This is a genomic window from Micromonospora sp. DT63 (assembly GCF_049841615.1).
GTDB lineage: Bacteria > Actinomycetota > Actinomycetes > Mycobacteriales > Micromonosporaceae > Micromonospora.
The window spans coordinates 417,475-443,441 of record NZ_JBNCKQ010000005.1 but is presented as its reverse complement, the minus strand read 5'-3'; the positions used below and the strand labels follow the sequence as shown (position 1 = coordinate 443,441).

General features: G+C 73.6%; 24 protein-coding genes and 1 pseudogene. 10 read left to right on the top strand and 15 right to left on the bottom strand.

What is annotated here, in order from left to right:
• Positions 1-29: 29 nt before the first annotated feature.
• Positions 30-1,217, bottom strand: a complete 1,188-nt coding sequence (locus tag ACLQ27_RS21140) for an FAD-dependent monooxygenase (protein WP_234587996.1) — start codon at positions 1,215-1,217, stop codon at positions 30-32.
• Between the two features lie 15 nt (positions 1,218-1,232).
• Positions 1,233-2,423 carry a prolipoprotein diacylglyceryl transferase gene (lgt, locus tag ACLQ27_RS21135; protein WP_357498768.1) on the bottom strand — a complete coding sequence of 397 codons (1,191 nt, stop codon included), beginning with the start codon at positions 2,421-2,423 and terminating at the stop codon, positions 1,233-1,235.
• Between the two features lie 101 nt (positions 2,424-2,524).
• On the opposite strand from lgt, the gene ACLQ27_RS21130 reads away from it, so the two are divergent.
• Positions 2,525-3,046 (top strand): NUDIX hydrolase, encoded by a 522-nt coding sequence (locus tag ACLQ27_RS21130; RefSeq protein ID WP_357498770.1) that lies wholly within the window; start codon positions 2,525-2,527, stop codon positions 3,044-3,046.
• 313 nt (positions 3,047-3,359) lie between these two features.
• Here ACLQ27_RS21130 and trpA read toward each other — a convergent pair whose 3' ends face one another.
• Genes trpA through trpC form a run of 3 tightly spaced genes read right to left on the bottom strand, consistent with a single transcriptional unit; the run spans position 3,360 to position 6,244 of the window.
• Positions 3,360-4,163 carry a tryptophan synthase subunit alpha gene (trpA, locus tag ACLQ27_RS21125; protein ID WP_357575965.1) on the bottom strand — a complete coding sequence of 268 codons (804 nt, stop codon included), beginning with the start codon at positions 4,161-4,163 and terminating at the stop codon, positions 3,360-3,362.
• A gap of 1 nt (position 4,164) precedes the next feature.
• Positions 4,165-5,403, bottom strand: a complete 1,239-nt coding sequence (trpB, locus tag ACLQ27_RS21120; RefSeq protein ID WP_234588000.1) for a tryptophan synthase subunit beta — start codon at positions 5,401-5,403, stop codon at positions 4,165-4,167.
• Between the two features lie 37 nt (positions 5,404-5,440).
• Entirely contained in the window at positions 5,441-6,244 is an 804-nt protein-coding gene (gene trpC, locus ACLQ27_RS21115; RefSeq protein ID WP_039906616.1) for an indole-3-glycerol phosphate synthase TrpC, read from the bottom strand.
• Positions 6,245-6,730: 486 nt separating this feature from the next.
• On the opposite strand from trpC, the gene ACLQ27_RS21110 reads away from it, so the two are divergent.
• Positions 6,731-7,000, top strand: coding sequence for a hypothetical protein (locus ACLQ27_RS21110; protein ID WP_234588001.1), 270 nt, complete (start codon positions 6,731-6,733; stop codon positions 6,998-7,000).
• Here ACLQ27_RS21110 and ACLQ27_RS21105 read toward each other — a convergent pair whose 3' ends face one another.
• The 4 genes and pseudogenes from ACLQ27_RS21105 to ACLQ27_RS21090 all read right to left on the bottom strand — a co-directional run.
• Entirely contained in the window at positions 7,001-7,594 is a 594-nt protein-coding gene (locus ACLQ27_RS21105; protein WP_425868246.1) for a Trp biosynthesis-associated membrane protein, read from the bottom strand.
• Positions 7,591-9,144, bottom strand: a complete 1,554-nt coding sequence (locus ACLQ27_RS21100; RefSeq protein ID WP_357498775.1) for an anthranilate synthase component I — start codon at positions 9,142-9,144, stop codon at positions 7,591-7,593. Before ACLQ27_RS21100 ends, ACLQ27_RS21105 begins: the two co-directional genes overlap by 4 nt.
• Positions 9,141-9,569 carry a phosphoribosyl-AMP cyclohydrolase gene (gene hisI / locus ACLQ27_RS21095; RefSeq protein WP_234588054.1) on the bottom strand — a complete coding sequence of 143 codons (429 nt, stop codon included), beginning with the start codon at positions 9,567-9,569 and terminating at the stop codon, positions 9,141-9,143. Before hisI ends, ACLQ27_RS21100 begins: the two co-directional genes overlap by 4 nt.
• A 180-nt stretch (positions 9,570-9,749) precedes the next feature.
• Positions 9,750-10,073 (bottom strand): annotated as a pseudogene (locus ACLQ27_RS21090) (phosphoribosyl-AMP cyclohydrolase); the annotation flags it as partial.
• Positions 10,074-10,628: 555 nt separating this feature from the next.
• On the opposite strand from ACLQ27_RS21090, the gene ACLQ27_RS21085 reads away from it, so the two are divergent.
• From ACLQ27_RS21085 to ACLQ27_RS21075, 3 genes are all read left to right on the top strand, one after another.
• On the top strand, positions 10,629-11,369 hold the full coding sequence (locus tag ACLQ27_RS21085; protein ID WP_357498777.1) for an ABC transporter ATP-binding protein: 741 nt from the start codon (positions 10,629-10,631) through the stop codon (positions 11,367-11,369).
• Positions 11,366-12,121: an ABC transporter permease gene (locus tag ACLQ27_RS21080; RefSeq protein WP_357498779.1), complete on the top strand. Its 756-nt coding sequence runs from the start codon at positions 11,366-11,368 to the stop codon at positions 12,119-12,121. The genes ACLQ27_RS21085 and ACLQ27_RS21080 overlap by 4 nt, the downstream gene beginning before the upstream one ends.
• 84 nt (positions 12,122-12,205) lie before the next feature.
• Positions 12,206-12,802: a TetR family transcriptional regulator gene (locus ACLQ27_RS21075; protein WP_234588007.1), complete on the top strand. Its 597-nt coding sequence runs from the start codon at positions 12,206-12,208 to the stop codon at positions 12,800-12,802.
• 38 nt (positions 12,803-12,840) lie between these two features.
• On the opposite strand, the gene ACLQ27_RS21070 is transcribed toward ACLQ27_RS21075, so the two are convergent.
• The 3 genes from ACLQ27_RS21070 to ACLQ27_RS21060 form a co-directional block, all read right to left on the bottom strand.
• The gene (locus ACLQ27_RS21070; RefSeq protein ID WP_357498781.1) at positions 12,841-13,590 is read right to left on the bottom strand and encodes a DUF2470 domain-containing protein; all 750 of its coding nucleotides are present in this window, start codon (positions 13,588-13,590) and stop codon (positions 12,841-12,843) included.
• An 84-nt stretch (positions 13,591-13,674) separates the two neighbouring features.
• The gene (locus tag ACLQ27_RS21065) at positions 13,675-15,462 is read right to left on the bottom strand and encodes an ABC transporter ATP-binding protein (protein ID WP_425868244.1); all 1,788 of its coding nucleotides are present in this window, start codon (positions 15,460-15,462) and stop codon (positions 13,675-13,677) included.
• Complete coding sequence (locus ACLQ27_RS21060) at positions 15,459-17,342, bottom strand: ABC transporter ATP-binding protein (protein ID WP_357575963.1); 1,884 nt, start codon at positions 17,340-17,342, stop codon at positions 15,459-15,461. Before ACLQ27_RS21060 ends, ACLQ27_RS21065 begins: the two co-directional genes overlap by 4 nt.
• Before the next feature lie 170 nt (positions 17,343-17,512).
• Between ACLQ27_RS21060 and ACLQ27_RS21055 the strand changes: the two genes are divergently transcribed.
• From ACLQ27_RS21055 to ACLQ27_RS21045, 3 genes are all read left to right on the top strand, one after another.
• Positions 17,513-18,142, top strand: coding sequence for a TIGR03085 family metal-binding protein (locus ACLQ27_RS21055; protein ID WP_234588014.1), 630 nt, complete (start codon positions 17,513-17,515; stop codon positions 18,140-18,142).
• A 128-nt stretch (positions 18,143-18,270) separates the two neighbouring features.
• The gene (locus ACLQ27_RS21050) at positions 18,271-19,221 is read left to right on the top strand and encodes a terpene synthase family protein (protein ID WP_357575962.1); all 951 of its coding nucleotides are present in this window, start codon (positions 18,271-18,273) and stop codon (positions 19,219-19,221) included.
• 138 nt (positions 19,222-19,359) lie between these two features.
• On the top strand, positions 19,360-21,186 hold the full coding sequence (locus ACLQ27_RS21045) for an AMP-dependent synthetase/ligase (RefSeq protein WP_234588016.1): 1,827 nt from the start codon (positions 19,360-19,362) through the stop codon (positions 21,184-21,186).
• Between the two features lie 45 nt (positions 21,187-21,231).
• Here the strand turns inward: ACLQ27_RS21045 and ACLQ27_RS21040 are convergent, their stop codons facing one another.
• On the bottom strand, positions 21,232-22,536 hold the full coding sequence (locus tag ACLQ27_RS21040) for a low temperature requirement protein A (protein WP_357498788.1): 1,305 nt from the start codon (positions 22,534-22,536) through the stop codon (positions 21,232-21,234).
• A gap of 84 nt (positions 22,537-22,620) precedes the next feature.
• Positions 22,621-24,078 carry a PLP-dependent aminotransferase family protein gene (locus tag ACLQ27_RS21035; RefSeq protein WP_357498790.1) on the bottom strand — a complete coding sequence of 486 codons (1,458 nt, stop codon included), beginning with the start codon at positions 24,076-24,078 and terminating at the stop codon, positions 22,621-22,623.
• A 59-nt stretch (positions 24,079-24,137) separates the two neighbouring features.
• Here ACLQ27_RS21035 and ACLQ27_RS21030 point away from each other — a divergent pair, with 59 nt between their 5' ends.
• Together ACLQ27_RS21030 and ACLQ27_RS21025 are read left to right on the top strand one after the other, a co-directional pair.
• Positions 24,138-24,821, top strand: a complete 684-nt coding sequence (locus ACLQ27_RS21030) for a YczE/YyaS/YitT family protein (protein WP_425868241.1) — start codon at positions 24,138-24,140, stop codon at positions 24,819-24,821.
• Between the two features lie 102 nt (positions 24,822-24,923).
• Positions 24,924-25,385: a hypothetical protein gene (locus ACLQ27_RS21025; RefSeq protein ID WP_425868239.1), complete on the top strand. Its 462-nt coding sequence runs from the start codon at positions 24,924-24,926 to the stop codon at positions 25,383-25,385.
• A 39-nt stretch (positions 25,386-25,424) separates the two neighbouring features.
• On the opposite strand, the gene ACLQ27_RS21020 is transcribed toward ACLQ27_RS21025, so the two are convergent.
• Positions 25,425-25,967: a GNAT family N-acetyltransferase gene (locus tag ACLQ27_RS21020; protein ID WP_357498793.1), complete on the bottom strand. Its 543-nt coding sequence runs from the start codon at positions 25,965-25,967 to the stop codon at positions 25,425-25,427.

The window sequence follows — 25,967 nt, the reverse complement described above, 5'->3', positions numbered from 1 at the left end:
CGCCCGGACTCCCGCAGCCACGCGGACGGTCAGGCCGGCGGACGCCACTGCGCCGCCGAGGCGGCGGCGCTGGAGAGCAGCCGCGAGTTGATGGTGCCGAGCGCCGCGTCGCGGGCGCGCAGCGCCAACCGGCCCCGGGTCTGGAGCACCGCCGACATGCGCCGGGTCTGGCGGACCACCGTCGCCGCCCGGGGCCGGCGCACCCGGTCGTACGTCTGCACGGCGTCGGGCAGGCGGGCCTCGCGCAGCAGCGAGGCGAGCGTCGCGGCGTCCTCGAACGCGAGGCAGGCGCCCTGGCCGAGGTGCGGCGGCATGGCGTGCGCCGCGTCACCGAGCAGTACCACCCCGCCCGGCCCGACTCCGAAGCCGTAGGCGCGGGGCAGCGGGCGCAGCTCACGGACCTCCTGCTGCACCAGGTCGCTCGGGTCGGTGGCGTCGAGCAGCGCGGCGATCGGCGCCGGCCAGCCGGCGTACCAGCGGCGCAGGAGGGCGAGCTGGGTCTCCGGCGGCTCGGGGCGGGGAGCGCCGGCGGCGGTGGCCACCCAGTAGATGCCACCCCGGCTGGAACCACCCGATGAGCCACGCTCGCCCAACGAGGCGGCCACGAACCGGTAGCCCGCGCCGAGAACCTCGCCGGCGATCGGCTGGTCGGCGGGCAGCCGAGGCGCCCGGTACCAGGGGATGACAGCCCGCCAGGCCGCACAGCCGGAGCTGACCACGCCGGACTCGGGGGCCAGTTGGCGACGGATGACGCTGTCCGTGCCGTCCGCGGCGACCACCAGGTCGGCCTCGATGGTGTGCCGTCCGTCGCTCACACCCGGGCGTTCGCCCGGCTCGACACGAACGTGCCGAACGGTCACCCCGGTACGCAGCTCGACCCGGTCACCGAGGCCGGCGATCAACGCGTCGTGCAGATCCTCCCGGTGCACCACCACCGGCATCCGGTCGGCCGGCGTCGGCCGGGGTTGCACCAGCCAGTGCCCGTCCGGGCGGCGGACCCCACCGTCGGGCAGCGGGGTCGCGATGGCGGCCAGGCCGGCGCCGAGACCGAGGGCCTGCAACGCGCGGACGCCGTTGGGCCAGAGCACCACGGCGGTCGGCTCGGGGCGGACCCGCTCGGCGCGGTCCAGCAGGGTGACCTGCCAACCGGACCGGGCCAGCGCCCCGGCGACCGCGAGGCCTCCGACCCCGGCGCCGACCACCACCGCGCTTCGCATCGGTGCCGCCCCCGCTCAGCTGTCCCGGTCGGCGGGGCGCACGCCGGAGACGTCGGCCCGGTCCTCGTCGCGCGCCTCGGGCGTGTCATCCACCGGCTCGTCGGCGCGGGCGCGGGCCGCCTCGTCGCCGGTCGCCTCGGCGTCGAGCGGCTCGGCGCCCTCGGGGCGTGCCTCGTCGTCCGCCTCCGGCGGCGCCACGCCGGTGTCCCGCCAGGTGTCGTACTGCTCCTCGCTGACCACCCGGTAACCCTCCGGCGCGGCGGCACGCGCGCTGGTCTGGCCCTCGGAGAGGTCGACCTGGGACACGTCGGAGGTGGTGGGCGGCGTGGGGGTGCCCGCCGGGCCGATCGGGATCAGGTACTCCCGGGGGCCGCGGACCCGCACGAAGTAGATCAACGCGCCGAGGAAGACCAGCGCGGCCGTCCAGACGTTGAGTCGTACGCCGAAGATCTGGTTCGCCTCGTCGGTGCGCATCAGCTCGATCCAGAACCGGCCGGCGGTGTAGCCCATCACGTACAGCGCGAACGCCCGGCCCCGCCCGAGCCGCAACCGCCGGTCCAGGATGAGGACCAGCGCGACCACGCCGAGGTTCCACAGCGCCTCGTAGAGGAACGTCGGGTGGTAGAGGCCGGGTTCGAGGATCGGCTGCCCGGCGTCGTCCCGCAGCGAGTGCCCCGGGTTGTCCGGGTCCATCCGGTGAATCTCCAGGCCCCACGGCAGCGTCGTACGACCACCGAACAGCTCGTTGTTGAACCAGTTGCCGAGCCGCCCGACGGCCTGGGCCAGCGGCAGCCCGGGCGCGAGCGCGTCGGCCACCACGCTGAACGGGATGCCCAGCTGGCGGGCGGCGATCCACGCGCCGACCGCCCCACCGGCGACGGCGCCCCAGATGCCGAGACCACCCTCCCAGATGGCGAACGCCTTCAACGGTTCGCCACCGGCGCCGAAGTACTTCTCCGGAGAGGTGATCACGTGGTAGATCCGCGCGCCGATGATGCCCGCCGGCACCGCCCAGACGGCGATGTCGAGCACCGCGCCGGGCGCGACGCCGCGCTGACGCAGGCGACGTTCGGTCACCCAGCAGGCCAGCACGATGCCGGCGATGATGCACAGCGCGTACGCCCGGATCGGAACCGGCCCGAGCTGCCACACCGCGGTGCTGGGACTGGGCAGGGCCGCCTGGGGGGACAGCGAGGCGTTGGTCACGGGTGCACACGCTACCGCTGCGCACCCCCGCAGCGGCACCCCGGGCCGCCGCGCGCGGATCCCGATGACTTCTGGTTTGCGCCGCCGTACGCTCTTTGTCCATGGGCGTGCTCACCTGGGCGGTCGCCGCTGTCGTCACCGACGACGCCGGCCGGGTGCTGCTCTGCCGCCAGGGCCGGGGCCAGCGCCGGTACGCGTTGCCCGGCGGCCGGCTGCGCCCGGCGGAGAGCCCGGTGCGGGCGGCGCTGCGCGACATCCGCGCCGAGACGGGCTGGGAGATCGACCTGGTCGACCTGGTGGGCGTCTACCACCTCGACGGCCCGACGACGCACGCACGGGCCGGTCGGGCCGGGCCGCTGCCGGACATCCTGGTGCACGTGTTCCGCGCGCGTGTCACCGAGGGCCGGCCCAGCGCCGACCCGCCGCCGGGCTGCCGGCTGTCCTGGCACGCCCCCGACGCGCTGCCCGAGGCCGTCACCCCGCTGACCCGGGCTGCCGTCACCGACGGGCTCGCCGGCCGCTCCGGCGTCCTGCGCCGCGTCTCCCGCGATGAGCGGTCTGGGGCGGGTCAGCCGCCGGAGCAACGCGGCGAGCCGACAGCCGACCCGTCCCTTCTGCCCTGACCCGGCTCTCCCGCCGCACTCAGCCCGTCCGGACCAGCGGGGTCGCGAGGCGATGCTGCCAGCGCCTGGGGAGCACATCCGCGAAAAGGCCGTATACCTGTGAGTCATAAAAATGACTCACAGGTATACGGCTCTTCGGCGACAGCGCAGGCCCGGCGCTCATGCCGTCCGTTGCACCGGCCGGACGACGTCCACGTCCATGGCCCGAGCGACCGACGCGGGCGAGGCCGTGGCGATGGCAACTCGACGGTTCAGGACCCGACGGTTCAGGACCCGGCGGTTCGGGGACCCGGCGGTTCAGGGACCCGGCGGTTCAGCGGGCGGGGTTGCGGACGCCCTCGGCGAGTTCGGCGCTGAGGGTGCGCAGCGCGGCCAGCCCCTCGGCCTCGGAGGAGGCGTCCAGCACACAACGGACGAGCGCGCTGCCGACGATCACCCCGTCGGCGTACCCGGCGACGGTGCTGGCCTGCGCGCCGGTGCCCACGCCCAGGCCGACACCGACCGGCAGGTCGGTGACCGCGCGGACCCGCGAGACCAACGTCGGAGCGGCGTCGGACGTCTGCGCCCGAGCGCCCGTCACCCCCATCACGGCGGTGGCGTAGACGAAGCCCCGGCAGTTGTCCACGGTCATCGCCACCCGGGCGTCGGTGGACGACGGCGACACCAGGAAGGTGCGGTCCAGGCCGTGCACGTCCGAGGCGGCCAGCCACTCGGCAGCCTCGTCGGGGATGAGGTCAGGTGTGATCAGGCCGGTGCCGCCGGCCGCGGCGAGGTCGCGGGCGAACACGTCCACGCCGTACCGCTCGATGGGGTTCCAGTAGGTCATCGTGACGACCGGCGCACCTGTCGCCGCGACCGCCTCGATGATGCGCAGCGCGTCGGCCGTACGGACGCCGCCGGCCAGCGCGATGTCGCTGGCCTTCTGGATGACCGGGCCGTCCATCACCGGGTCCGAGTACGGAATCTCGACCTCGATGACGTCGACGCCGGCCTCGACCATTGCCGTCATGGCCGCGATGCTGCCCTCGACGGTCGGGAACCCGGCCGGCATGCAGCCGACCAGCACGGCCCGCCCGTCGGCCCGGGCCTTGTCGAAGGCCACCCCGATGCGGCTCATCTCAGTGCTCCTTGTCGAGGATGCCGAAGTAGTCCCCGGCCGTGTGCACGTCCTTGTCGCCCCGGCCGGAGAGGTTGACCACGATGGTGGGCTCCCGGCCCAGCTCGGCGGCCAGCTTCGGAGCCAGCGTGACGGTGCCGGCGAGGGCGTGCGCGCTCTCGATCGCCGGGATGATCCCCTCGGTGCGGCAGAGCAGCTCGAACGCGGCCATCGCCTCGGCGTCGGTGACGGGCAGGTAGCTGGCCCGGCCGGTGTCGTGCAGCCAGGCGTGCTCGGGCCCGATACCCGGGTAGTCCAGGCCCGCGGAGATCGAGTGCGACTCCAGCGTCTGCCCGTCGGCGTCCTGCAGCACGTACGTGCGGGCGCCGTGCAGCACACCCGCCGACCCGCCGGTGATGCTCGCGGCGTGCCGAGTGGTGGCCACCCCTTCGCCGCCGGCCTCGAAGCCGTAGAGCCGCACGTCCTCGTCGGGAACGAACGCGTGGAAGATGCCCAGCGCGTTGGAGCCGCCGCCGACGCAGGCGGTGACGGCGTCCGGCAGCGCGCCGGTCAGGTCGAGGCACTGCTGGCGGGCCTCGTCGCCGATGCCCCGCACGAAGTCCCGGACCATCGCCGGGAACGGGTGCGGCCCGGCGGCGGTGCCGATCAGGTAGTGGGTCTCGTCGACGTTCGCCACCCAGTCGCGCATGGCCTCGTTCATCGCGTCCTTGAGGGTGCGCGAGCCGGTGGTCACCGGAACGACAGTGGCGCCGAGCATGCGCATCCGGGCCACGTTGAGCGCCTGCCGCTCGGTGTCGACCTCGCCCATGTAGACGACGCACTCCAGGTCGAACAGGGCGGCGGCGGTCGCGGTGGCGACGCCGTGCTGGCCCGCCCCGGTCTCGGCGATCACCCGGGTCTTGCCCATCCGCTTGGTGAGCAGCGCCTGGCCGAGCACGTTGCGGACCTTGTGGGCGCCGGTGTGGTTGAGGTCCTCACGCTTGAGCAGCACCCGCGCGCCGACCTTCGCGGAGAACCGCCGGGCCTCGTAGAGCAGCGACGGCGTGCCCGCGTAGTCGCGCAGCAGCGCCCCGAACTCGGCCCGGAAGGACTCGTCCGCGATCGCCGTACGCCACGCCCCGTCGAGCTCGTCCAGCGCGGCCACCAGGGCCTCGGGCACGAACCGGCCGCCGAAGCGGCCGAAGTGGCCGGCGGAGTCGGGCTGCGAGCCGGCCACCGGGGCCAGCGCATCGGCGCTCATCGGAAATCCTCTCGGTGGGGCGTCACACCGGCGCGGGTCAGCGCACCGGCCGGGGCGTCGCCGGGTGGTTGCCGGCGTTGACCAGTTCGGCCACCGCCTCGCGTGGGCTCTTCTGGGTGACCAGGCCCTCGCCGACGAGGACCGCGTCCGCGCCCGCGGAGGCGTACCGGATCAGGTCGTGCGGGCCGCGGACGCCGGACTCGGCGATCTTGACGACGCTGCTCGGCAGGCCCGGCGCGATCCGCTCGAACACCGACCGATCCACCTGAAGGGTACGCAGGTCACGGGCGTTGACCCCGATCACCTGGGCACCGGCCTCCAGGGCCCGGTCGGCCTCCTCCTCGTCGTGGACCTCGACGAGCGCGGTCATGCCCAGCGACTCGATCCGCTCCAGCAGGCCCATCAGCACGTTCTGCTCGAGGGCGGCCACGATCAGCAGGACCAGGTCGGCGCCGTGCGCGCGCGCCTCGTGCACCTGGTAGCTGGAGACCACGAAGTCCTTGCGCAGCACGGGCACGGTGACCGCGGCCCGCACGGCCGCCAGGTCATCGAGCGACCCGCCGAACCAGCGCCCCTCGGTCAGCACGCTGATCGCCCGCGCCCCGCCCGCCGCGTAGTCGACGGCGAGATCGGCCGGATCGGCGATCTCGGCCAGCCGGCCCTTCGACGGCGAGGAGCGCTTGACCTCGGCGATGACGGCCACGCCGGGCTTACGCAACGCCGCGTACGCGTCCAGCGGTGGCGGCGCCGCAGCGGCCAGCTCACGGATCCGTTCCAACGGAACCTGTTCCTGGCGTCGGGCGACGTCCTCGCGCACGCCAGCCAGGATCTCGTCGAGCACGCTTACGGACGCTGCCTGACCGGCGTCGTCCCCCTCCGCGTGCGCATGCTCAGCAGTCACCAACGGACTCCCCTCTCCGGGTGTCATGGGCCGATGCTAGGGGCAGCCGACCGACGCCGGGAGCCGGGGGTATGGCGCTGCTCACGAAAAGGGCTGCGGCATAATGGCCGACTTGCCGTGAACGGGATGTCACGCAGCGCCACCTCCGGTATCGACCGCCGTCACGCGACGGGAGCCCGGCGGCCCCGGTCGAACCGGGCCGACCCATCGATCATGCCACCGCTTCCGGTCCGCCGCCCGACGACAGCGACGCCGATCGATGCTGTGAGCAAGCTCAAGGCCGAACGGCCGGTCCCAGGTCGCGGGCACGGCGGGACAGTTGACCGGGCGGTCACCCCGGCGAAACGTCAGCCGGTCAGCATCGTCCTCAGGCAGACTCGATGACGCGCCTGCCCGACCGTCGCCAACTCCTCGTGCGGGGTGACCATGAGCATTGTCGAGTCGAACCCGAGCATCGGACTGACCACCATCTCCCGGACCGTGGCGTCCCTCGCCGTCGGCGTGGTGCACACCCTGGAGCGGGCCGTCGTCGGCGAGGGCCGGATGCGCACCGCGCGCGGCAACGCCTGGGAGGCGGTCTGCGCCGACCGGGCCCGCGCCGACCGACGCGCCGAACTGGACCGCCTGGTGGCCGAACTGACCGCCGCCCGCGCCGCCTCGGCCCGCCCGCAGCGCGAGCGCCAGCCGGTCGGCTGATCAGCCGGCCGTCGGGTCCTCACCCCGGTCCAACGCGTCCCACGCCTCGGTGGTCCGCCGCCCGGCCATCCGGCCCGGTTCGGCGACCGTCGTGGGCGCACTCTCCGTGACGGTCCGCGCCGGCCGCTCGTACCGGGCGCCCATCGCCGGCCACACGCCGCCCCGCAGCGCCGTCCACCCGCCGCCCACGGCGGCGAGCAGACCGCCGAGCAGGCACAGCGCCGGCCACTGCCGGCTCACCCCGCCGTCGAGATCGGCCACCAGGCCGTACGCGCCACCGGCGGCCACCGCCAGGCCCAGAACGCCCAGCAGCACCCCCAGCAGGCGCCGCACCCAGCCCCGGGTGGCCAGCACCGCGCCACCGCCGGCCAGCGTGACCAGCGCCAGCGCCGGCAACCACGGCAGCAGGGCAGCACCAGTGCGGGCCTCGCGCACCGGCGGCAGCGGCGCCGGCCGCGCGGTCACCTCGACCGACCAGCCCCGGGTCGCCGCCCACAACGCCAGGGCCGCGCCCGCCAGGCAGAGCAGCACGGCGTACGTCAACTGACGCCGACCCCCCACGCCCCCGCCGCCGGTCTCCCGCCGGCCGCTCATCGGGCTGGCCTCAGCGTCTCCGCCGCAGCGATCGCGGCCAGCACGGCGGCTGCCTTGTCGCGGGTCTCCTGCTCCTCGGCGGCCGGATCCGAATCGGCGACCACCCCCGCGCCGGCCTGCACGTAGGCGCGGCCGGCACGGATCAGCGCGGTCCGGATGGCGATCGCCATGTCCAGGTCGCCGCCGAACCCGAAGTAGCCGACCGTGCCGCCGTAGAGACCGCGGCGCACCGGCTCCAACTCCTCAATGATCTCCATGGCCCGCACCTTGGGAGCGCCGGAGAGCGTCCCGGCCGGGAAGGTCGCGGCGAGCGCGTCGAACGCGGAACGGTCGTCACGCAGAGTGCCGGTCACTGTGGAGACGATGTGCATCACGTGGCTGTACCGCTCGATGGTCGCGAACTCGGGCACCTGGACGCTGCCGGGCTCGCAGACCCGGCCCAGATCGTTGCGGCCCAGGTCGACGAGCATCACGTGCTCGGAGCGCTCCTTGGGGTCGGCGAGCAGCTCGGCGGCGAGCCCGGCGTCCGCCGTCGCGGTGGCGCCGCGCGGCCGGGTGCCGGCGATCGGATGCAGCAGCGCCCGGCGCCGCCCGTCCGCACCGGCGGTGACCTTCAGGTGCGCCTCCGGCGACGAGCCGACGATGTCGAACCCGTCGAAGCGCAGCAGGTACATGTACGGGCTGGGGTTGCTGGTGCGCAGCACCCGGTAGACGTCCAGCGGATCGGCGTGCGTCGCCCGCTCGAAGCGCTGCGACAGCACGATCTGGAAGCACTCGCCGGCCCGGATCGCCTCCTTGGCGGCCTCCACCGCCTTGACGTAGCCACCCTCGGGCGTACGGCAGAGGACCTCGTCGGCAGGTGGACGCTCGACCGTGGAGATCATCGGTGGGATGGGCCGGGACAGCGCCGTGGTCATCGCGTCGAGGCGGCCCACCGCGTGGTGGTACGCGGCGGTGACCTGCGCGTCGCGGCCCGGGGTGTCCAGCGGCGGCAGCACCGCGTTGGCGACCAGGATCGCCGAGCCGTCGTAGTGGTCGAGCACCACCAGGTCGGTGGCGAGCATCATGCCCAGTTCCGGCACGCCCAGATCGTTCTCGGTCAGCTCGGGCAGCCGCTCGAAGCGGCGGACGAGGTCGTAGCCGAGGTAGCCGACCATGCCACCGGTCAGCGGAGGCAGACCGTCGGACGGGTCCCCGAGCGGGCCGGCGAGCGCCGCCACCGTGTCCCGCAGCACCCGCACCGGATCGCCGTCGGTGGGCAGCCCGGCGGGCGGCTGGCCGAGCCAGGTCGCCACCCCGTCCCGCTCGACGAGGGTGGCGCTGCTGCGCACGCCGATGAACGAGTACCGCGACCAGGCCATGCCCGCTGATCCGACGCCCTGTTCGGCTGACTCGAGCAGGAACGTGCCGGGCCCGCCGGCGAGCTTGCGGTAGACACCCACCGGGGTTTCGGCGTCGGCCAGCAGACGTCGGGTGACCGGCACGACGCGCCAGCGGGCGGCCACGTCGGTGAAGGTGGCCAGGTCGGGGCTCACTGCGCCGTCGGTCATGTGCCCGCCCCCGTCACCGGCAGCTCGGTGAAGAAGCAGGTCCGGTGCCCGGTGTGGCAGGCCGCGCCGACCTGGTCGACGCTCACCAGCAGCGCGTCGCCGTCGCAGTCCAGCGCTACCGAGCGCACGTACTGGTGGTGGCCGGAGGTGGCGCCCTTGACCCAGTACTCGCGGCGGCTGCGCGACCAGTAGGTGGCCCGGCCGGTGGTGAGGGTGCGGTGCAGCGCCTCGTCGTCCATCCAGGCGACCATCAGCACCTCGCCGGAGTCGTGGGCGCGCACCACGGCAGCGACCAGACCGTCGGCGGTGCGGCGCAGCCGGGCCGCGATGGCCGGATCGAGCTGGGACGGACGGACCGGCGCCGACGCCGACGGGCCGCTCGGATCGCTGGGAACGCCGGTCACCGGCGCGTCAGGTACGGGCACAGTTGCCCATTGTCCTGCACGCGGCGCGGGCACCGGCGACGACTCCCGCCGAGGGTTCGGCGGGTGACCCACGGGCCGGGCGAGCTGGGCCACGTAGCGGTCCAACCGGCCGTCGACGAGGGCGTCGGCCAGGTCGGCGCCGGCCGCGTCGGCGATCTCCCCGGCGTACGGGCGGATCAACGGCAGGATCCCGGCGACCAGCCGGACGGCGGCGGCCCAGAGCTGCCCGGTGCCGCCCGGACGCAGCCCGAGGCAGAGCAGCATGTCGTCCCGGTAGCCGGCGGGGGCGACCGGCAGCTCCAGGGCCGCCGCGAACGCCGCCCGTCGGGAGGACACCCGTACCGACGGGTTCGCCGGGCGCAGCACCGACGGGCAGAGCCGGGCGAGGTCCGCCACGGCGAGCCGGACCCCGGGGCGGTCGGCGGCCGCCCGGGCGGCGGCGGCCTTGCCGAGCATGGCGATCAGCTCCTCCAGCCGGGGCGGCTCGGCGGGCTGGCAGAGCACCGGCAGGTCGATCCGGGGCCGCCAGTGCGGGTCGGCCCAGAGCAGCCGGGCCGGCGCGGTGACCGGCAGCCCGAACGCCCAGTCGGCCGGCTCGCCGAGGCGGTGCACCCAGGAGCGGACGTCGCGGGCGGCCACCGAGACGTGGGTGACCCGGCCGGCGGTCTCGGCCAGGTACGCGCGGCGGGCGGCGTACGGGGAGCCGCCGACCAGCACGTCGAGGTCGACGTCGCTGTGCGCGGTGGCGGCCCGTCGGGCGTGACTGCCGCGCAGCAGGATGCCGACGACCGGCCGCTCAGCGGCGTCTCGCAACCGCGCGGCCCAGTCTTCGAGAAATCCGCTGTGCGGTAACGGAGCGTGACCCACGGCGCCATCGTGCCGTACGTCCGATCAGTACGCAATGCCCGTTGCCGGACCTGCTGTCCGGTCCGAAGCCTACTGCCCGTTGTGATGCTGGGCGCGACGGCGGGCGTCGTCTCGAACGCGGGCCGTTGCGCGGACGGAGTTATCTCATCTAGCGTTGAGTTCAACAGACGATGAGTTTTTCGGAGGTGCGTGATGGACGACGCGATAACCGTCCGCGACCTGGTGGTCGACCGGGGCGGGCGGCGGGTGCTGGACGGCATCAGCTGCGCCGTTCCGCGCGGCGCCGTCACCGGTCTGCTGGGCCCCAGCGGCAGCGGCAAGACCACGTTCATGCGCGCGGTGGTCGGCGTGCAGTTGGTCAGCGCGGGCACGGTCACCGTGCTGGGCCAGCCGGCGGGCACCCCGGCGTTGCGCGACCGGGTGGGCTACCTCACGCAGGCGCCGAGCGTCTACGCCGACCTGACCGTCCGGGAGAACGCCCGCTACTTCGCGGCCCTCTACGGCCGGGGTCGTGCCGAGGCCGACGAGGCGGTCAGTGCCGTCGGGCTGGCCGAGGCGGCCGGCCAGCTGGTCGCCACCCTCTCCGGTGGTCAGCGCAGCCGCGCCTCGCTGGCCTGCGCCCTGGTCGGCGACCCGGAGCTGGTCATCCTCGACGAACCCACAGTCGGTCAGGACCCGGTGCTGCGGGCCGACCTGTGGGCTCGGTTCCACGCCATGGCCGCCGCCGGCACCACCCTGCTGGTGTCCAGCCACGTGATGGACGAGGCGGCCCGCTGCGACCGGCTGCTGCTGATCCGCCAGGGTCGGCTGATCGCCGACGACAGCCCGGCCGCGATCCGCGCCGCCGCCGGCGTGGACGACCTCGACGAGGCGTTCCTGCGACTGATCAGGGCCGGCGCGGGGGACGCCCCGGCCGGACGGGAGGCATCGTGAACCCGCGGATCCTGGCGGCCACCACCGGCCGCATCCTGCGTCAGCTCCGGCACGACCGGCGCACGATCGCGCTGCTCGTGCTGGTGCCGACCGTCCTGCTCACCCTGGTCTACTTCATGTACGTCGACCAGCCGACCCCGCCGGGGCAGCCCTCGACGTTCGACCGGATCGCGCTGGTGATGCTGGGCATCTTCCCCTTCGTGATCATGTTCCTGGTCACCAGCATCGCGATGCTGCGCGAACGCACCTCCGGCACCCTGGAACGGCTGCTCACCACCCCGCTGGGCAAGCTCGACCTGCTCTTCGGGTACGGCATCGCGTTCGGGCTGGCCGCCGCCGTGCAGGCCGCGGTCGCCGCCGGTGTCGCCTACTGGATCTTCGACCTGCGGACCGTCGGCAGCAGCGGTCTGGTGATCGGGATCGCGGTGCTCGACGCGGTGCTCGGCGTCGCCCTCGGCCTGCTGTGCAGCGCCTTCGCCCGCACCGAGTTCCAGGCAGTACAGTTTCTGCCGGTCGTGGTGATCCCCCAGCTCCTGCTCTGTGGGCTGTTCGTGGCCCGCGACCAGATGGCCGGCTGGCTCCAGGCGCTCAGTGACGCCTTCCCCCTGTCGTACGCCATCGAGGCCTTGCAGGAGGTCGGCGCCAACGCCGAGCCGACCGGCACGATGTGGCGGGACGTGGGCGTGGTGTTCGGCGCGGTGGTGCTGGCGCTGGTGCTCGCGGCGGCGACCCTGCGCCGGCGCACCGGCTGACCGGCCGGCGGCGACCCGCGCCCCGCGGGTTGCCGCCAGCCGTCGGGGCGACCGACGGCGTCAGCTGACGAACGAAGGGCGGCGATGACGCGGCGGACCGGCCGGCGACCCGGCAACCCGGACACCCGGGAGGCGATCCTCGACGCGGCGCGCGCGGCGTTCGCCGAGCGCGGCTTCGACGCCGCCTCGATCCGCGGCATCGCCGCCACCGCCGGGGTGGACCCGGCGCTGGTGCACCACTACTTCGGCAGCAAGGACCAGCTCTTCCTGGCCGCGATGAACTTCCCCGTCGACCCCGGCCAGATGGTGCCGAGGGTGCTCGCGGGCGACCGGGAGGGCGTCGGCGAGCGCCTGGTGCGGACGTTCCTGAGCATCTGGGACTCCCCGGCCGGCAGCGCCGGGGTGGCGCTGCTGCGCTCGGCGGTGAGCAACGAGTGGACCGCGCGGCTGCTGCGGGAGTTCATCACCACGCAGGTGCTGCGCCGGGTGCTCGACCAGCTCGATGTCGACCCGGCCGAACTGCCGCTGCGCGGCTCGCTGGTCGCCACCCAGCTGATCGGGTTGGCGATGATCCGGCACGTCGTACGCATGGAGCCGGTGGCGTCCGCCGACCCGGAAACCCTGGTCGCCGCCATCGGCCCCACCATCCAGCGGTACGTCACCGGAGAGCTGCCGACCTAGGACCCCCCGGCCGGAAGCTCCGGGCGGGCTGGACCGGGTCAGCCCGGTGGGCGGGCGTCGGCCGGGCGACGCAGCGGCGGCAGGAGGCGGCTCAGCTCGTCGGGATCGGCCAAGGGGCACGGGAACGCCAGCCGGACGCGCCGCCGTGCGCCGGGGCGCCCGAGGGCCACCACCAAGCCGTACCTGTCGACGCGCACCACGCGCGGCGGTCCGTCCGGGGTCTGCCCGGTCAACCCGAGTTGCCGGCGCAGGTAGTCGGTCACCTGCTCGGCGTCGCGCTCGGCGAGATCGGCCAGCAGCAGCGCCTCGAACGGGTGCACCGGGTCCGGCTCGGCCTCGGCGTACTCCCCCGGGTCGATCCGGTGCACGACGCCGGCCCGCTCCCACCGCACCTCGGCCACCTCGAAGCGGAACAGCCGGAACCGGACGCCCACGTCGAGCAGGTCGCCGGTCGGCTCGACCGCGGCGAAGTCGAGCGCGGCGCGGCGTGCCTCCTCGTCGTGCAGTTCGGCGGCCCAGCCGGAGACCCAGGCCCGCCCGAGCCCGGGGGCGCCGGCGGCGGGTGGCAGGTCGAGGACGTCCAGGACCACTGCGACGTCGGCGCCTCCGGCCACCGGCTGCAACGCGGCGCCCAGGTGGCTGGCCACCGGCACCAGCAGCAGCACCCGGCCGTCGGGATCGGTCACGTGCCGGGCGTGGTGCGGGCCCGGCCGGCGGGCCAGGTGGACGAGACCGGGCAGCCGACCGGCGACGAGGGTACGAACGATCTCGGCGGGGCTGGGCCGCATGGCGCGACCTCCTTAAGAGGTTAGGCTTACCTAACCCGGAGCGTAGAGCACCCGTTCCACGGCGTCCAGCAGCCCGGCGCTTCGTTACCGGGTCTGCTCCAACCAGGAGGCGTACAGCAGGCCGTAGACCGAGTCGGCGTCGTGCACCAGCTCGTCGTGCGGGCCCCGCTGCACGATGCGACCCCGGTCCACCACGATCACTTCGTCGGCAGCCTGGGCGGTGGAGAGCCGGTGCGCGATGGCGAGCGTCGTACGACCCCGCGTGACGGCGTCCAGGGTGCGTTGCAGCCGCACCTCGGTCGCCGGATCCACCGCGCTTGTCGCCTCGTCCAGCACCAGCAGGTCCGGATCGGCCACGTACGCCCGGGCCAGCGCGACGAGCTGCCGCTCCCCGACGCTCAACGCCTCGCCACGCTCCCCGACGGGGGTGTCCAGGCCGGCGGGCAGACCGTCCAACCAGTCCGCCAGGCCCAACTCCGTGAACGCGGCGCCGAGCTGCTCGTCGGTCCGCTCCGGCCGGGCGAACCGGACATTGTCCCCCACCGTCGCGTCGAACAGGAACCCGTCCTGCGGCACCATCACCACCCGGGAACGCAGCGAGTCGAACCGCACCTGCGCCAGCGGCACCCCGGACAGCAGCACCGCTCCGGCCGACGGGTCCATCAGGCGGGTGAGCAGCTTCGCGAAGGTCGTCTTGCCGCTGCCCGTCTCGCCGACCACCGCCACCCGGCTCTTCGCCGGGATCTCCAGGTCGATGTCGTGCAGCACCGGCGGGCCACCCGGATAGGCGAACCGCACCCCGGCGAACCGGATGTCCAGCGGGCCGGCCGGCAGGTCCCGTCCCTGCTCCCCCGGGTCCGCCACGTCCGGGGCCACGTCGAGCACGTCCAGCACCCGCCGCCAGCCCGCGATGGCGTTCTGCGCCTCGTTGAGCACCTCGGTGGCGATCTGCACCGGCTGGATGAACAGCGTCACCAGGAACAGGAAGGCGGTCAGCTGGCCGATCGACAACGTGCCGTCCACCCCCAACGTCACCCCGAGCACCACCACGCCCGCCAGGGCCAGACCGGCCGCCAGTTCGCCCACCGAACTGCCCACGATGCTGATCCGGATCGCCCGCTGCTGCGCCAGGCGCTGGTTGTCGATGGCCTCGTCCAAGCGGCGCGCGGTACGCCCCGCGATGCCGTACGCCCGGATCACCGGCGCACCCACGACGCTCTCACCGATCGCGCCCAGCAGCGTGCCGGTGCGCTGACGCACCGTCGCGTACGCCGCGCCGAGGCGACGCTGCAACTGACGGATGACGAGCACCGCCGGCAGGAACGCCACAAGCACCACAAGGGTCAGCTGCCAGGAGTACGCCAGCATGACGGCAGTCGTCACCACCAGCTGACCCAGGTTGACCAGCAGGATCACCCCACCCCACTGGAGGAACTGGGTGATCTGGTCGACATCGCTCGTCACCCGCGAGACCAGCGACCCACGCCGCTCCGACTGCTGGTGCAGCATCGACAGGTCGTGCACGTGCCGGAACGCCCGCGTCCGGACGTTCGCCAACGCCGTCTCGCTGACCGTGAACAGCCGGCGCATCATCAGGTAGCCGCAGGCAGTGGTCACCACGAGGATCGCCGCGGTGACCGCCACCACCGTCCAGACCACGTCGAGATCCAGACCACCGACGATGCCACGGTCGATGCCCTGCTGCACCGCGACCGGAACGGCCACCCGGCCCACCATGTAGACCAGGGCCAGGCCCAGGGTGGCGGCCAGGCCGGTGCGCAGCTCCGGGGAGAGCGCCAGCCCCCGCCGCAGGGTCTGCCAGGTGGTCTCCGTCCGCACGTCCCGCTCGTCGTTCGTCACCGTCGTACTCAATGGTCCACCTCGATCTCCAGGCCCGACGGCAGCTGCGCCACCTCGTCGTCGTACGCGCGCTCCTGCGCGCGGTCGACCTCCGCCTGCTCGTACGCGGTGACCAGGTCCACGTACCCGGGAACGGTGGCCAGCAGCTCGGTGTGTGTGCCCCGGGCGATCACCCGGCCCTGCTCGGTGTAGACGACCTCGTCGGCGAGGGCGATGGTCGCCCGGCGGTACGCCACCACCAGGATCGACGCGGCCGGCACTCCCGGCTCACCCGCCGACGCCCGCAGACCGGCGAGGATGGCCGCCTCCACGCGGGGGTCCACGGCGCTCGTCGCGTCGTCGAGCACCAGCAGGCGTGGCCGCCCGGCCAGCGCGCGGGCCAGCGTGAGCCGCTGCCGCTGGCCGCCGGAGAGCGAGGTGCCCCGCTCGCCGACCATCGTGTCCAGTCCCTCCGGCAGCGCGGCGACGAACCCGTCCGCCTCGGCCAGGCGCAGTGCCGCCCAGACGGCCTCGTCGTCGATGCCCGCCCGGTCCAGGGCGACGTTGGCCCGCACGGTGTCATCGAAGACGAACGGCACCTGCGCGACCAGCGCGACGGTGCCGGCCAGCGACGCGGCGGTCAGGTCGCGCACGTCCACGCCGTCCAGCTCGACGACGCCGGAGTCCGGGTCGACCAGGCGTACGGCAAGCGACGCGATGGTGGACTTCCCGGCGCCGGTCGGCCCGACCAGCGCGACAGTGCGGCCAGCCGGAACGGTGAAGCCGACCTCGCCGAGCACCTGCGCGCCGGGCTCGTGCGCCTCGGCCGGCGGGTAGGAGAAGTGCACGTCGGTGAACGTGAGCGTGGCCGGCCCCGGGGTGGCCGGGTCGAGCACCTTCTGCCCGTACGGCATCTCGCCGGTGGCGTCGAGCACCCGGCGCACGCGGTCCCAGCCGGCGACGCTGCGCGGCAGCTCGGCCAGCACCCAGCCGATGGCCCGCACCGGGAAGGCCAGCACGGTGAAGAGGAACGCGACGCTGACCAGCTCGGTGACGCTTATCGCGCCCTGGCGCAGGCGGAACGCCCCGACCACCAGCACCGCGAGGGTGCCGAGGCTGGGCAGCGTCTCCAGCAGCGGGTCGAAGACACCCCGCAGCCGGCCGACCGCGATCAACGCGTCGCGCAGCTCGCCGGCGCGACCGGCGAACCGGGCCGTCTCCTGCGCCTCGCGGCCCATCGTCTTGACCACCAACGCGCCGTCGAAGCTCTCGTGCGCGATGCCACTGACCTCGGCGCGCAACCGCTGCGCCCGGGCCTGCCGGGGCGCCATCCGGCGCGAGTAGACGACGTTGAGCGCGAACAGCGCGGGAAAGACCGCGAGGCCGACCAGGGCGAGGGCCCAGTCGGTGGCGAACAGCGAGACGATCGCGCCGACGAGCATCACCAGCGTGCCCACCGCGAAGGGCAGCGGCGCGATCGGATACCAGGCCGCCTCCACGTCGGAGTTGGCGTTGGACAGCAGCGTGCCGGTGGCGTTGCGGTGGTGCCACGACAGCGGCAGGTCCAGGTAGCGGCGGGTGACCCGGCGGCGGTAGGCGGCCTGGAGCCGGTACTGCATGTAACCGGCGCCGAGCCGGCGACCGAAGATGCCCACCACCCGCAGCACGCTGATCCCGAACAGGGCGACCGCGGCCAGCGCCAGGGTGCCGACGCCCACCTCGCCCCGCGCGATGGCCGGCACCACCACGTCACCGACCACCGCGCCCACCACGTACGCGCTGACGATGACCATCGAGCCGAACAGCACACTGCCGATCACGGCAACCGCGAAGATCCGCGGCTGCTCCCGGATCGCCTGCCGCAGAACCCCCAGTCCCCTGCCGAGCACGTCCCGACTTGTCCTGCTCGCCACGCTCTCCCCCGCCGTAAGCCACAATTATCTCCCTCATCCTTACCGCTGCGAGCCGGCACCGCCGACCCGGACGGGATATGTCGACCGTCACGTACCGGACGTCCGGGCCCGGGGGTGCGATCGGCGGCTGCCGGCGCGCGGCGGCGGGTCCGCGGGCCTACGATCGGGCCATGTCCCGGTACGCCCGAGCCGAGCGCGAGGCGCTGGCCGATCTCTTCCTGGCCCTCGGGCCCGACGCGCCGACGATCAACGAGGGCTGGGCGACCCGCGACCTCGCCGCGCACCTCGTGTTGCGCGAGCGCCGTCCGGACGCGGCCGGCGGGATCCTGCTGCCGCCGCTGCGGGGGCACGCCGAACGGGTCCGCCGACGACTCGCGGCCGGGCCCTACCCCGAGCTGGTAGCGCAGGTGCGCCGGCCGCCGGTGTGGAGCCCGATCAGCAACCCGCTCACCGACGAGCTGGTCAACACGGTGGAGTTCTTCATCCACCACGAGGACGTGCGGCGGGCCGTCCCGGGGTGGCAGCCGCGCGACCTGTCCCACGGTCTGCAGGCCACCCTGTGGAAGCGGGTCGCCCCGCTCGCCCGGCTGTCGCTGCGCCGCTTCCCGGCGGACCTCTACGTGCAGGCGCCCGGTCACGGCGAGGTCTCCGTCGGTCGTGGTGGCGAGCGGCTGCGGTTGGTGGGCGCCCCGGCCGAACTGACCCTGTTCCTCTCCGGGCGCCAGCGGGTGGCGCGGGTTCAACTGGACGGTTCGGCGACGTCCGCGCAACAGCTCCGCAACGCCAGCCTGGGCATGTGACTTACTGCGCTTAATCGGTCACAGGACTGCGGGTAGCCGCCTCAGTCCCAGCGATGCGCGCCGATACCTCCTCCCGTACGCTTCAGCGCGCCGTTCCGCGCCGGGGCGGCACGATGTGGGGGCACACGATGCGAAGTTTCGCGATCACGGCGCTACGGGAACCCTCCTTCACGGCGGGGCGCCACAAGTACACGGATCGGGCAGCCAGCGAGAGCGTCGAGTGGGCGCGCGCTCTCGGTCTGGTCAATTCCGGTCATCAGATTCATCGACTACAACGGGCAGACGCCGCCGGCCTGGCCGGAAGGGCCTGCCCGGAAGGGCCGGCGCAGGGGCTGCGGCTCCTCACCGACCTGATCTCCTGGCTGTTCGTCATGGACGACACCTGCGACGAGGACGGCCTCGGGGCCGACCCGGGCCGGCTGGCGCCGGTCATCGCCGCGCTGCTCGACGTGCTGGACCGGTGCGGCGACCCGCTCGCGGAACCGCCGCCGGACGCCGGCCCGCTGGGCGCCGCGCTGCACGACCTGTGCCGGCGCACCCGGGCCGAGGGCCGGGCGCCGATGCTGCTGCGGTTCGTCAGTCAGCTGCGCCAGTATCTGCTGGCGCTGCTGTGGGAGGCCACCAACCGGGAACGCCGGCGGGTGCCGGGGCTGACGGAGTACGTCCAACTGCGTCGGCACACCGGCGGCGTACACCCCTGTCTCACCCTCACCGACCTGGCGTCGGAGCAGCCGCCCGGGCCGGCCCGGCGTGCCGATCCGGCACTGAGCGCACTGGACCTGCTGGCGGTGGATCTCGTCTGCTGGTGCAACGACCTCTTCTCGTACGGCAAGGAGAGCCAGGCCGACCCGGACGCGCACAATCTGGTGACGGTCATCGCGCAGGAGGGCGGCCTGGACGAGGCGGACGCGTTGCGGGCGGCCGCGGACCGTTTCAACCGGGGGTTGACGGCGTACCTGGAGGCGGAGGAGACGTTGTTGGCCAGCGGCGTCGAGGCCTTGAATTCGCCGTTGGCGGCGCGGCGCAACTGGGTCCGGGCAACCTACGACTGGTCACTCGTGGCTGCCCGGTACGCCTGATCAGGGGTGGGTCGGCCGGCCGACGGGGAGGCCGGCCGATCACCAGCACTAGCCGATGCCCGGTGCCAGGCAATACTCTTCGGTAACCACTATGACGTGACGACCGTCACGCCACCACCCCCGAAGGCGGCTACAGCGATGGCTCTCGATGTACCGTACCGTTCCATCCCGGACATGTTCCTCAAGCGCGTGGCGGCCACCCCCGACCGACACGCGTTCGCGTCCCCGACCCCTGACGACTCGGGCCCCGACTGGCTGACCTGGGAGCAGGTCGGCCAGCGCGCCAAGGCCGTCGCCGCCGGCCTGCACGCGCTCGGCGTCGGCCAGGAGAATCCCGTCGCCATCCTCGCCAACACCCGGCTGGACTGGGTGGTCGCCGACCTCGGCATCATGTGCGCCGGCGGGGCGACCACCACCGTCTACCCGACCACCGAGCCGGCGGACGCGACATACATCATCGCTGACTCCGCCTCGCGGGTGCTCTTCGCGGAGAACCCGGCGCAGGCCGCCAAGATCGCCGGAGCGGACCTGCCGGCGCTGACCCACGTGGTGCTCTTCGACGGCACCCCGGACCCGAGCGCCGCGGTTCCCCAGCTCACCCTGGCCGCCCTGGAGGAACAGGGCACCCGCGCGCTGGCCGCCGAGCCCGATCTGATCGACATGCTGGTGGCCGGCATCGGCCCGGACCACCTGGCCACGCTGATCTACACCTCCGGCACCACGGGCCAGCCCAAGGGTGTCGAGCTGCTGCACGGCGGCTGGTGCTGGGAGGCCGTGGCGCAGGCCGAGGTGGGCCTGCTGCGCGACGACGACCTGCAGTACCTGTGGCTGCCGCTGGCCCACTCGTTCGGCAAGACGCTGCTGTGCGGCGCGATCCACGTCGGCCTGCCCACCTACGTCGACGGCCGGGTGGACAAGCTTGTCGACCTGCTCGGGGTGATCCGGCCGACGCTCATGTGCGGCGCTCCCCGGGTCTTCGAGAAGGTCTACAACAAGGCGGTCACCACGGCCCAGGGCGCTGGCGGCGCGAAGGCGAAGATCTTCGCCTGGGGTGTCCAGGTCGGCAAGGAGAAGGTCGCTCTGGAGCAGGCCGGCAAGCCGGTGCCGGCCGGGTTGAAGCTGCGCTACGGGCTGGCCGAGAAGCTGGTGTTCAGCAAGCTCCAGGCCCGCCTGGGCGGAAGGATGCGGGTGCTGGTCTCCGGCGCCGCTCCGCTGAGCCCCGAGATCGCCACCTTCTTCGCCGCCGCCAACCTGCCGATCTCCGAGGGCTACGGCCTCACCGAGACCAGCGCCGGCAACTTCGTGAACCCGCCCTCCGGGCTGCGGATCGGCACGGTCGGGCAGGCGATGGGCGACCTGGAGTGCCGGATCGACACCGACGGCGAGATCCTGGTCCGTGGCCGGCCCGTGATGCGCGGCTACCACAACCTGCCGGAGGAGACCGCCGCCGCGTTCACCGAGGACGGCTTCTTCCGCACGGGTGACATCGGCAGCCTGGACGAGCAGGGCTACCTGCGGATCACCGACCGCAAGAAGGACCTGGTCAAGACCTCGGGCGGCAAGTACATCGCGCCGTCGCACATCGAGGGGATGTTCAAGGCGATCTGCCCGTACACCTCGCAGGCGGTGGTGGTCGGTCAGGCCCGCAACTTCTGCACGATGCTCGTCACGCTGGACCCGGACGCGATCCGGGGCTGGGTGGCCGGCGGCCCGCTGGAGGGCCGCGACTACACCGAGATCGTCGCCTCGCCGGAGGCGCAGGCGATGGTCGAGGAGTACGTCGCCCAGCTCAACGCCAAGCTCAACCGCTGGGAGACGATCAAGAAGGTGGCGATCCTGCCGCGCGACCTGACGATCGAGGACGGTGAGATCACCCCGTCGTTGAAGATCAAGCGGCGTGGCGTGGAGAGCAACTTCGCCGCCGAGATCGACAAGATGTACGCGGGCACGCTCGCCGAGCTCTGAGCCGACCGAGGGTCCCGTGCCCGGCTCCCCGCCGGCGCGGGGCCCTCACAGGTGTTGGCCCCGCCACCTCGTCTGCTCCTCCTCCACGGCGAGCTGCTCCTCCAGTGCCACCTGCCGGACCCTGCGCCGGCGTCGGGTGTCGACGACCGTCTGGGCGCCCACCGCCAGCGCGGCGGCGAGGGCCAACAGGGCCAGCGCGAACAGCTCGGGCAGCGCGCCGGCCACCGGCACCAGCACGAGCAACAGCACGATGCCGCCGATCGTGGGCCAACGCGGGGCGGCGAGCAGCCACCGGCCCAGCACGATGAGCGCGAGCAGGTAGAGCGCGACCCCGCCGTAGAGCGCCAACAGGTCGAACCCCGGCAGCGGAACACCCCAGCTCGGCGTGTGGGGGGCGGCTCCCTCGTGGATGAGCCCCTTGAGGCCGAGCGCGAACAGGATGACGCCGATGATGACCGGCAGGTGCAGGTAGGTGTAGGCGTCCCGGGCCATGGCGGCGCGGGCGTCCGGGTCGCGGGTGCGGTGCAGGGCCTGTTCCATGCCGAGTGCCAACGTGTCGAAGTACGCCCACCACAGCGACGCGGCCACCGCGACGCCGAGCACCGCGGCGATCAGCACCGGCCAGGTGAGCGGCAGGGCGGCGGTGCCACCGGGGGCGAGCCCGAGCGCGATGATCGCCTCGCCGAGGGCGACCAGGACGATCTGGCCGTGCCGCTCCGCCCAGTGCCCGGCGGAGAGCACCGTCCACCCGGTGCCGCGCAACGCCAGCCCGGCCCCGTACTCGACGGCCAGGGCGGTGAGCCAGAGCGCCAGCCGGAACACCCCCTCGGCGGCGCCGTCGAAGAGCCGCTGCGGCACCAGGGCGGCCACGACGATGAGCGACGTGGCGAGCACCACTGGCAGGGCAAGCATCCGCCAGCGTCGACGCACGTCCCGGTTCCGACGGCCGAGCCACAGGAAGATGGACGTCTCGCCGACCCGGACCAGGAAGTAGCCGGCCGCGAAGACCAGCGGGCCGTACAGCCCGCCGGGACGGTCGACGAACGCCTTCGGCAGGCTCAGCGCGAGCACGAAGGCGGCGGCCATGGTGACGAATCCGACCAGCGGGACGATGCCCTGGTCGGTGCGGATCAGGTTGCCCAGTACGGCGAAGCCCGACCAGCACCACCAGAGCAGCGCCAGCACCACCAGGCACTGGACCAGGCCGCGGACGGTCCGGTCGGCGGCGGTGGCTGTGGTGACGTTCAGGAAGGCGAAGACGAAGATCAGGTCGTAGAAGAGTTCGAGGCGGGTGGCCCGGGAGCCGGGTGCGCTCCGTTGCACCCCGCGTGTCCGCCCGCCCTCGCCCACCAGGGGATTGTGGCAGTCGCGGCCGGGTCGAAGACGCGTTCTGCGCAGACGGGCACTGGCGGCGCGCGCTCTGCCGTGCGGGGCTCAGGCGATGACTGACGGCTCCCGCCATCGCTGCCGGCCGGTCCGGTCCAGGTCGTAGCGGACCGTGGCGATCCGCTCCACGGCCTCCACCAGGTCGGCGGCCGGCAGGGTGAACGGCAGCCGCAGGAAGCGTTCCAGGGTGCCGTCCAGACCGAACCGGGGGCCGGGCGCGAGCCGGACGCCGACCTCCTCGGCGGCGCGGGCGAGCGCGCTGGAGACCGGGCCGTCCAGCTCGGCCCAGAGGGTGACGCCGCCGCGTGGCACGGTCACCCGCCAGTCCGGAAGTCGGTGGGCCAGCGCGGCCAGCAACGCGTCGCGCTGGGCGGTGAGCTGGGCCCGGCGGTCGGCGACGATGGCCGCCGCGTCGTTGAGCAGGTGCACCGCTACCAACTGGTCGAGCACCGGGCTGGACATGTCCACGCCGACCCGGACGGCCGCCAGCCGCTGCACCTGCGGCGCGGAGGCGCGTACCCAGCCGATGCGCAGGCCACCCCAGTACGGCTTGCTCATCCCCCCGATGCTCACCACCCGGGAGTGCCTGTCGAACGTGGCCGTGGGCGGGGGCAGCTCGGTGCCGTCCAGCGGCAGGTCCACGAAGGACTCGTCGACGATCAGGTCGGTGCCGACGGCGTGGGCCGCGGCGACCACCTGCTCGCGCAGCGCGGACGGCATCAGGTGCCCGGTCGGGTTCTGGAACTCCGGAATCAGGTAGGCCAGCTTGGGCCGGGTCTGCCGCAGGCTGCCCAGCAGCAGGTCGGGCTCCCAACCACCGGAGTCGGCGGACAGCCCGTGCGTCGTGATCCGGGCCCGGCGGCTGGCCAGCGCGGCGAGCGCGTTGGGATAGGTCGGGGATTCGACGAGCACACTTCCGCCGGGTGCCAGGGCGAGGCGCAGCACCAGGTCGAGGGCGTGCTGGGTGCCACTGGTGACCATGATCTGGTCGGCCGAGGTGGGCAGCCCCCGCGCGGTGTAGCCGGCGGCCACCGCCTCGCGCAGCTCGCCGATCCCGGTCGGGTGGTAGCCGGCCCCGCCCAGGTAGCGGGGCAGATCCTCGGCGGCCGCCCGCGCGGCGGCGAGCAGCTGCGGCGGGGCCGCCAGCGCGGCGACGCCGAGGTCGATCATCTCCCGGTCGTCCAGCGGGGTCCACAGCCCGGTGCTGGCGACCCGGTGGTTGCCGGGCAGCATCGTCCAGCTGCCGGCGCCCCGGCGGCTGGCCAGGTGGCCGGTCTCGCGCAGCTCCCGGTAGGCGGCGGTGACAGTGGTGCGGCTGATCCGCAGCGCCTCGGCCAGCTCGCGTTCGGCCGGGAGGCGCACGCCCAACGGGAGCCGGGCGTCGGCGAGCAGGCCGCGCACCGCGCCGGCCAGGGCGGCGTAGTCGGGACTGCGACGACGGCCCGGCAGGGCGTGCCACTGCCCCAGCAACCGGGCCAATTGGACGCCTCGCACCTGAGCTGTCATGGCCACTCCTCGGATATTGGCTTCTTCAGCCGGGAGGATTGGCCCCTAGGGTGGCATGCATGGCACTGATTGGCAATCTGCGGCAGCGGCCGGTGCGACGGCTCAGCCAGCTCTACGCCGGGCTCGTCCTCTACGGGGTCAGCATGGCCCTGATGATCCGCTCCGACCTGGGCCTCGACCCGTGGGACGTCTTCCACCAGGGGCTGTCCAAGCTGACCGGGCTCTCCTTCGGCACGGTCACCATCGGTGTCGGCGCCCTGGTGCTGCTGCTGTGGATCCCGCTGCGCCAGCGACCCGGCCTCGGCACCGTCAGCAACGTGGTGGTGATCGGCCTGGTGGTGGACGCGGCCCTGGCCCTGCTGCCCACCGGTGGCCCCCTCGGCGTCCGGATCGCTCTGCTCGTCACCGGGATCGTCGCCAACGGCGCGGCCACCGCGCTCTACCTCGGCGCCCAGTTGGGTCCGGGTCCACGCGACGGGCTGATGACCGGCTACGTGGCCCGCCGGCCCGGGCGCTCGATCCGCCTGGTGCGCACGGTCATCGAGGTCACCGTGCTCGCGCTGGGCTGGCTGCTCGGCGGCACGGTAGGCCCGGGCACCATCGCGTACGCGCTGGCCATCGGCCCCCTCGCGCAGTTCTTCATCCCGCTCGTCGCGGTGCCCGCGCTGGACGCGACCGCTGGCGACCGGCCGGGCGCCACCGCGGGTGACCCGCCGGGCGCCGCTCCCGCCCCGGCCGGCTGAGCGCTCACCTACCGTTCACGGGCCGGCACTCCGCGATGGTGCGAGCGGGCTCGTTGGAGGGTGGGTGTTCCCTTCCGGGACGCTCGCCGTCATCATCTCTGCATGGGGGAGAACGGTTGGCGCTGGAGCGACGCCTGGATATTCGTGTCGTTGGTGATCGCAAGCGGGGCCGGGCGACACCGACGGTCCGCGACCAGTCGGCGGCCGGAGGGCGTACGCCTGACCGACGTGCTGTCCACCGCCGACCACCTGAACCAGGCGATTCCCCAGCGACACGAGGTGGAGGCCGCGGTCCAGCGGCTGGTCGGCGCGGGCCTGGTCACCGTCGCCGACGGGTGGTTCCGCATCACCGCCGAGGGTGAGCAGCTCTGGCGTACCCGGCCGCGCGCCGGGGTGGCGACAATGGTGGACACCGTGCAGGGCGTGCTGAGCCGCCGGCACGCGCCGGGCCGCGCCGACTGGATCCTGGAGGAGGCCGACCACGCGGCGGCCGTGCAGGAGTACGCGGTCCGCTCGATCCCCACCCCCCGCCGGTCACCCGAGGGCCACTCCGGCGGCCACTGACCTCTATCGTCGCGCGGCACGGCGGATGCGGCCCGGGGGTCAGCGACGCCGGACCGGCACAGCGGGTAACGGCAGGACGAGCAGGTGCATGGGTGTGCCGTCTGGCAGGGCCGACCCGCCGACCTGCTGCCATCCCGCGCGCTGGTAGATGGCACGGGCGGGTGCCGCCGGGTTGGACGCGAGCGTCGCCCACCGTTCGGGCCGCCCGTCCAGGAGCCGGCGGATGAGTTCCGCGCCGATGCCCTCGCCGCGCCGGTCGGGACGCACGATCCACTCCATGACCGCGAACTTTTCGGCAGCCCGAAGATCGGCGGGAGGCTCGATGTCGGCACGCGTCCACCACCGGCCGGCGGCCATCGTCCACCCGTACGCCGCACCGGCCAGGTCGCCCGCGTCGTCGGCGACGACGAGGGTGAAGCCGGTACGCCTCGTCTCGTCGGGCAGGGCGGCGGCGAACGCGGCCACCTCTTCCGGTCCCTCGACGTACGGTGGCTCCGCGTAGACGACCGCGTAGAGACCTACGAGCGCCGGTAGGACGTCCGTGGCCGATTCGGCGTCATGCACGATGTACGTCACGGGCAT

Bases quoted from the DNA above. Each gene is read 5' to 3' on its own strand.
- ACLQ27_RS21140 (WP_234587996.1), bottom strand. From the start codon at position 1,217: ATGCGAAGCGCGGTGGTGGTCGGCGCCGGGGTCGGAGGCCTCGCGGTC.
- ACLQ27_RS21130 (WP_357498770.1), top strand. From the start codon at position 2,525: ATGGGCGTGCTCACCTGGGCGGTCGCCGCTGTCGTCACCGACGACGCC.
- trpA (WP_357575965.1), bottom strand. From the start codon at position 4,163: ATGAGCCGCATCGGGGTGGCCTTCGACAAGGCCCGGGCCGACGGGCGG.
- trpB (WP_234588000.1), bottom strand. From the start codon at position 5,403: ATGAGCGCCGATGCGCTGGCCCCGGTGGCCGGCTCGCAGCCCGACTCC.
- ACLQ27_RS21110 (WP_234588001.1), top strand. From the start codon at position 6,731: ATGAGCATTGTCGAGTCGAACCCGAGCATCGGACTGACCACCATCTCC.
- ACLQ27_RS21105 (WP_425868246.1), bottom strand. From the start codon at position 7,594: ATGAGCGGCCGGCGGGAGACCGGCGGCGGGGGCGTGGGGGGTCGGCGT.
- ACLQ27_RS21100 (WP_357498775.1), bottom strand. From the start codon at position 9,144: ATGACCGACGGCGCAGTGAGCCCCGACCTGGCCACCTTCACCGACGTG.
- ACLQ27_RS21085 (WP_357498777.1), top strand. From the start codon at position 10,629: ATGGACGACGCGATAACCGTCCGCGACCTGGTGGTCGACCGGGGCGGG.
- ACLQ27_RS21075 (WP_234588007.1), top strand. From the start codon at position 12,206: ATGACGCGGCGGACCGGCCGGCGACCCGGCAACCCGGACACCCGGGAG.
- ACLQ27_RS21070 (WP_357498781.1), bottom strand. From the start codon at position 13,590: ATGCGGCCCAGCCCCGCCGAGATCGTTCGTACCCTCGTCGCCGGTCGG.
- ACLQ27_RS21055 (WP_234588014.1), top strand. From the start codon at position 17,513: ATGTCCCGGTACGCCCGAGCCGAGCGCGAGGCGCTGGCCGATCTCTTC.
- ACLQ27_RS21050 (WP_357575962.1), top strand. From the start codon at position 18,271: ATGCGAAGTTTCGCGATCACGGCGCTACGGGAACCCTCCTTCACGGCG.
- ACLQ27_RS21045 (WP_234588016.1), top strand. From the start codon at position 19,360: ATGGCTCTCGATGTACCGTACCGTTCCATCCCGGACATGTTCCTCAAG.
- ACLQ27_RS21035 (WP_357498790.1), bottom strand. From the start codon at position 24,078: ATGACAGCTCAGGTGCGAGGCGTCCAATTGGCCCGGTTGCTGGGGCAG.
- ACLQ27_RS21030 (WP_425868241.1), top strand. From the start codon at position 24,138: ATGGCACTGATTGGCAATCTGCGGCAGCGGCCGGTGCGACGGCTCAGC.
- ACLQ27_RS21025 (WP_425868239.1), top strand. From the start codon at position 24,924: ATGGGGGAGAACGGTTGGCGCTGGAGCGACGCCTGGATATTCGTGTCG.
- ACLQ27_RS21020 (WP_357498793.1), bottom strand. From the start codon at position 25,967: ATGCCCGTGACGTACATCGTGCATGACGCCGAATCGGCCACGGACGTC.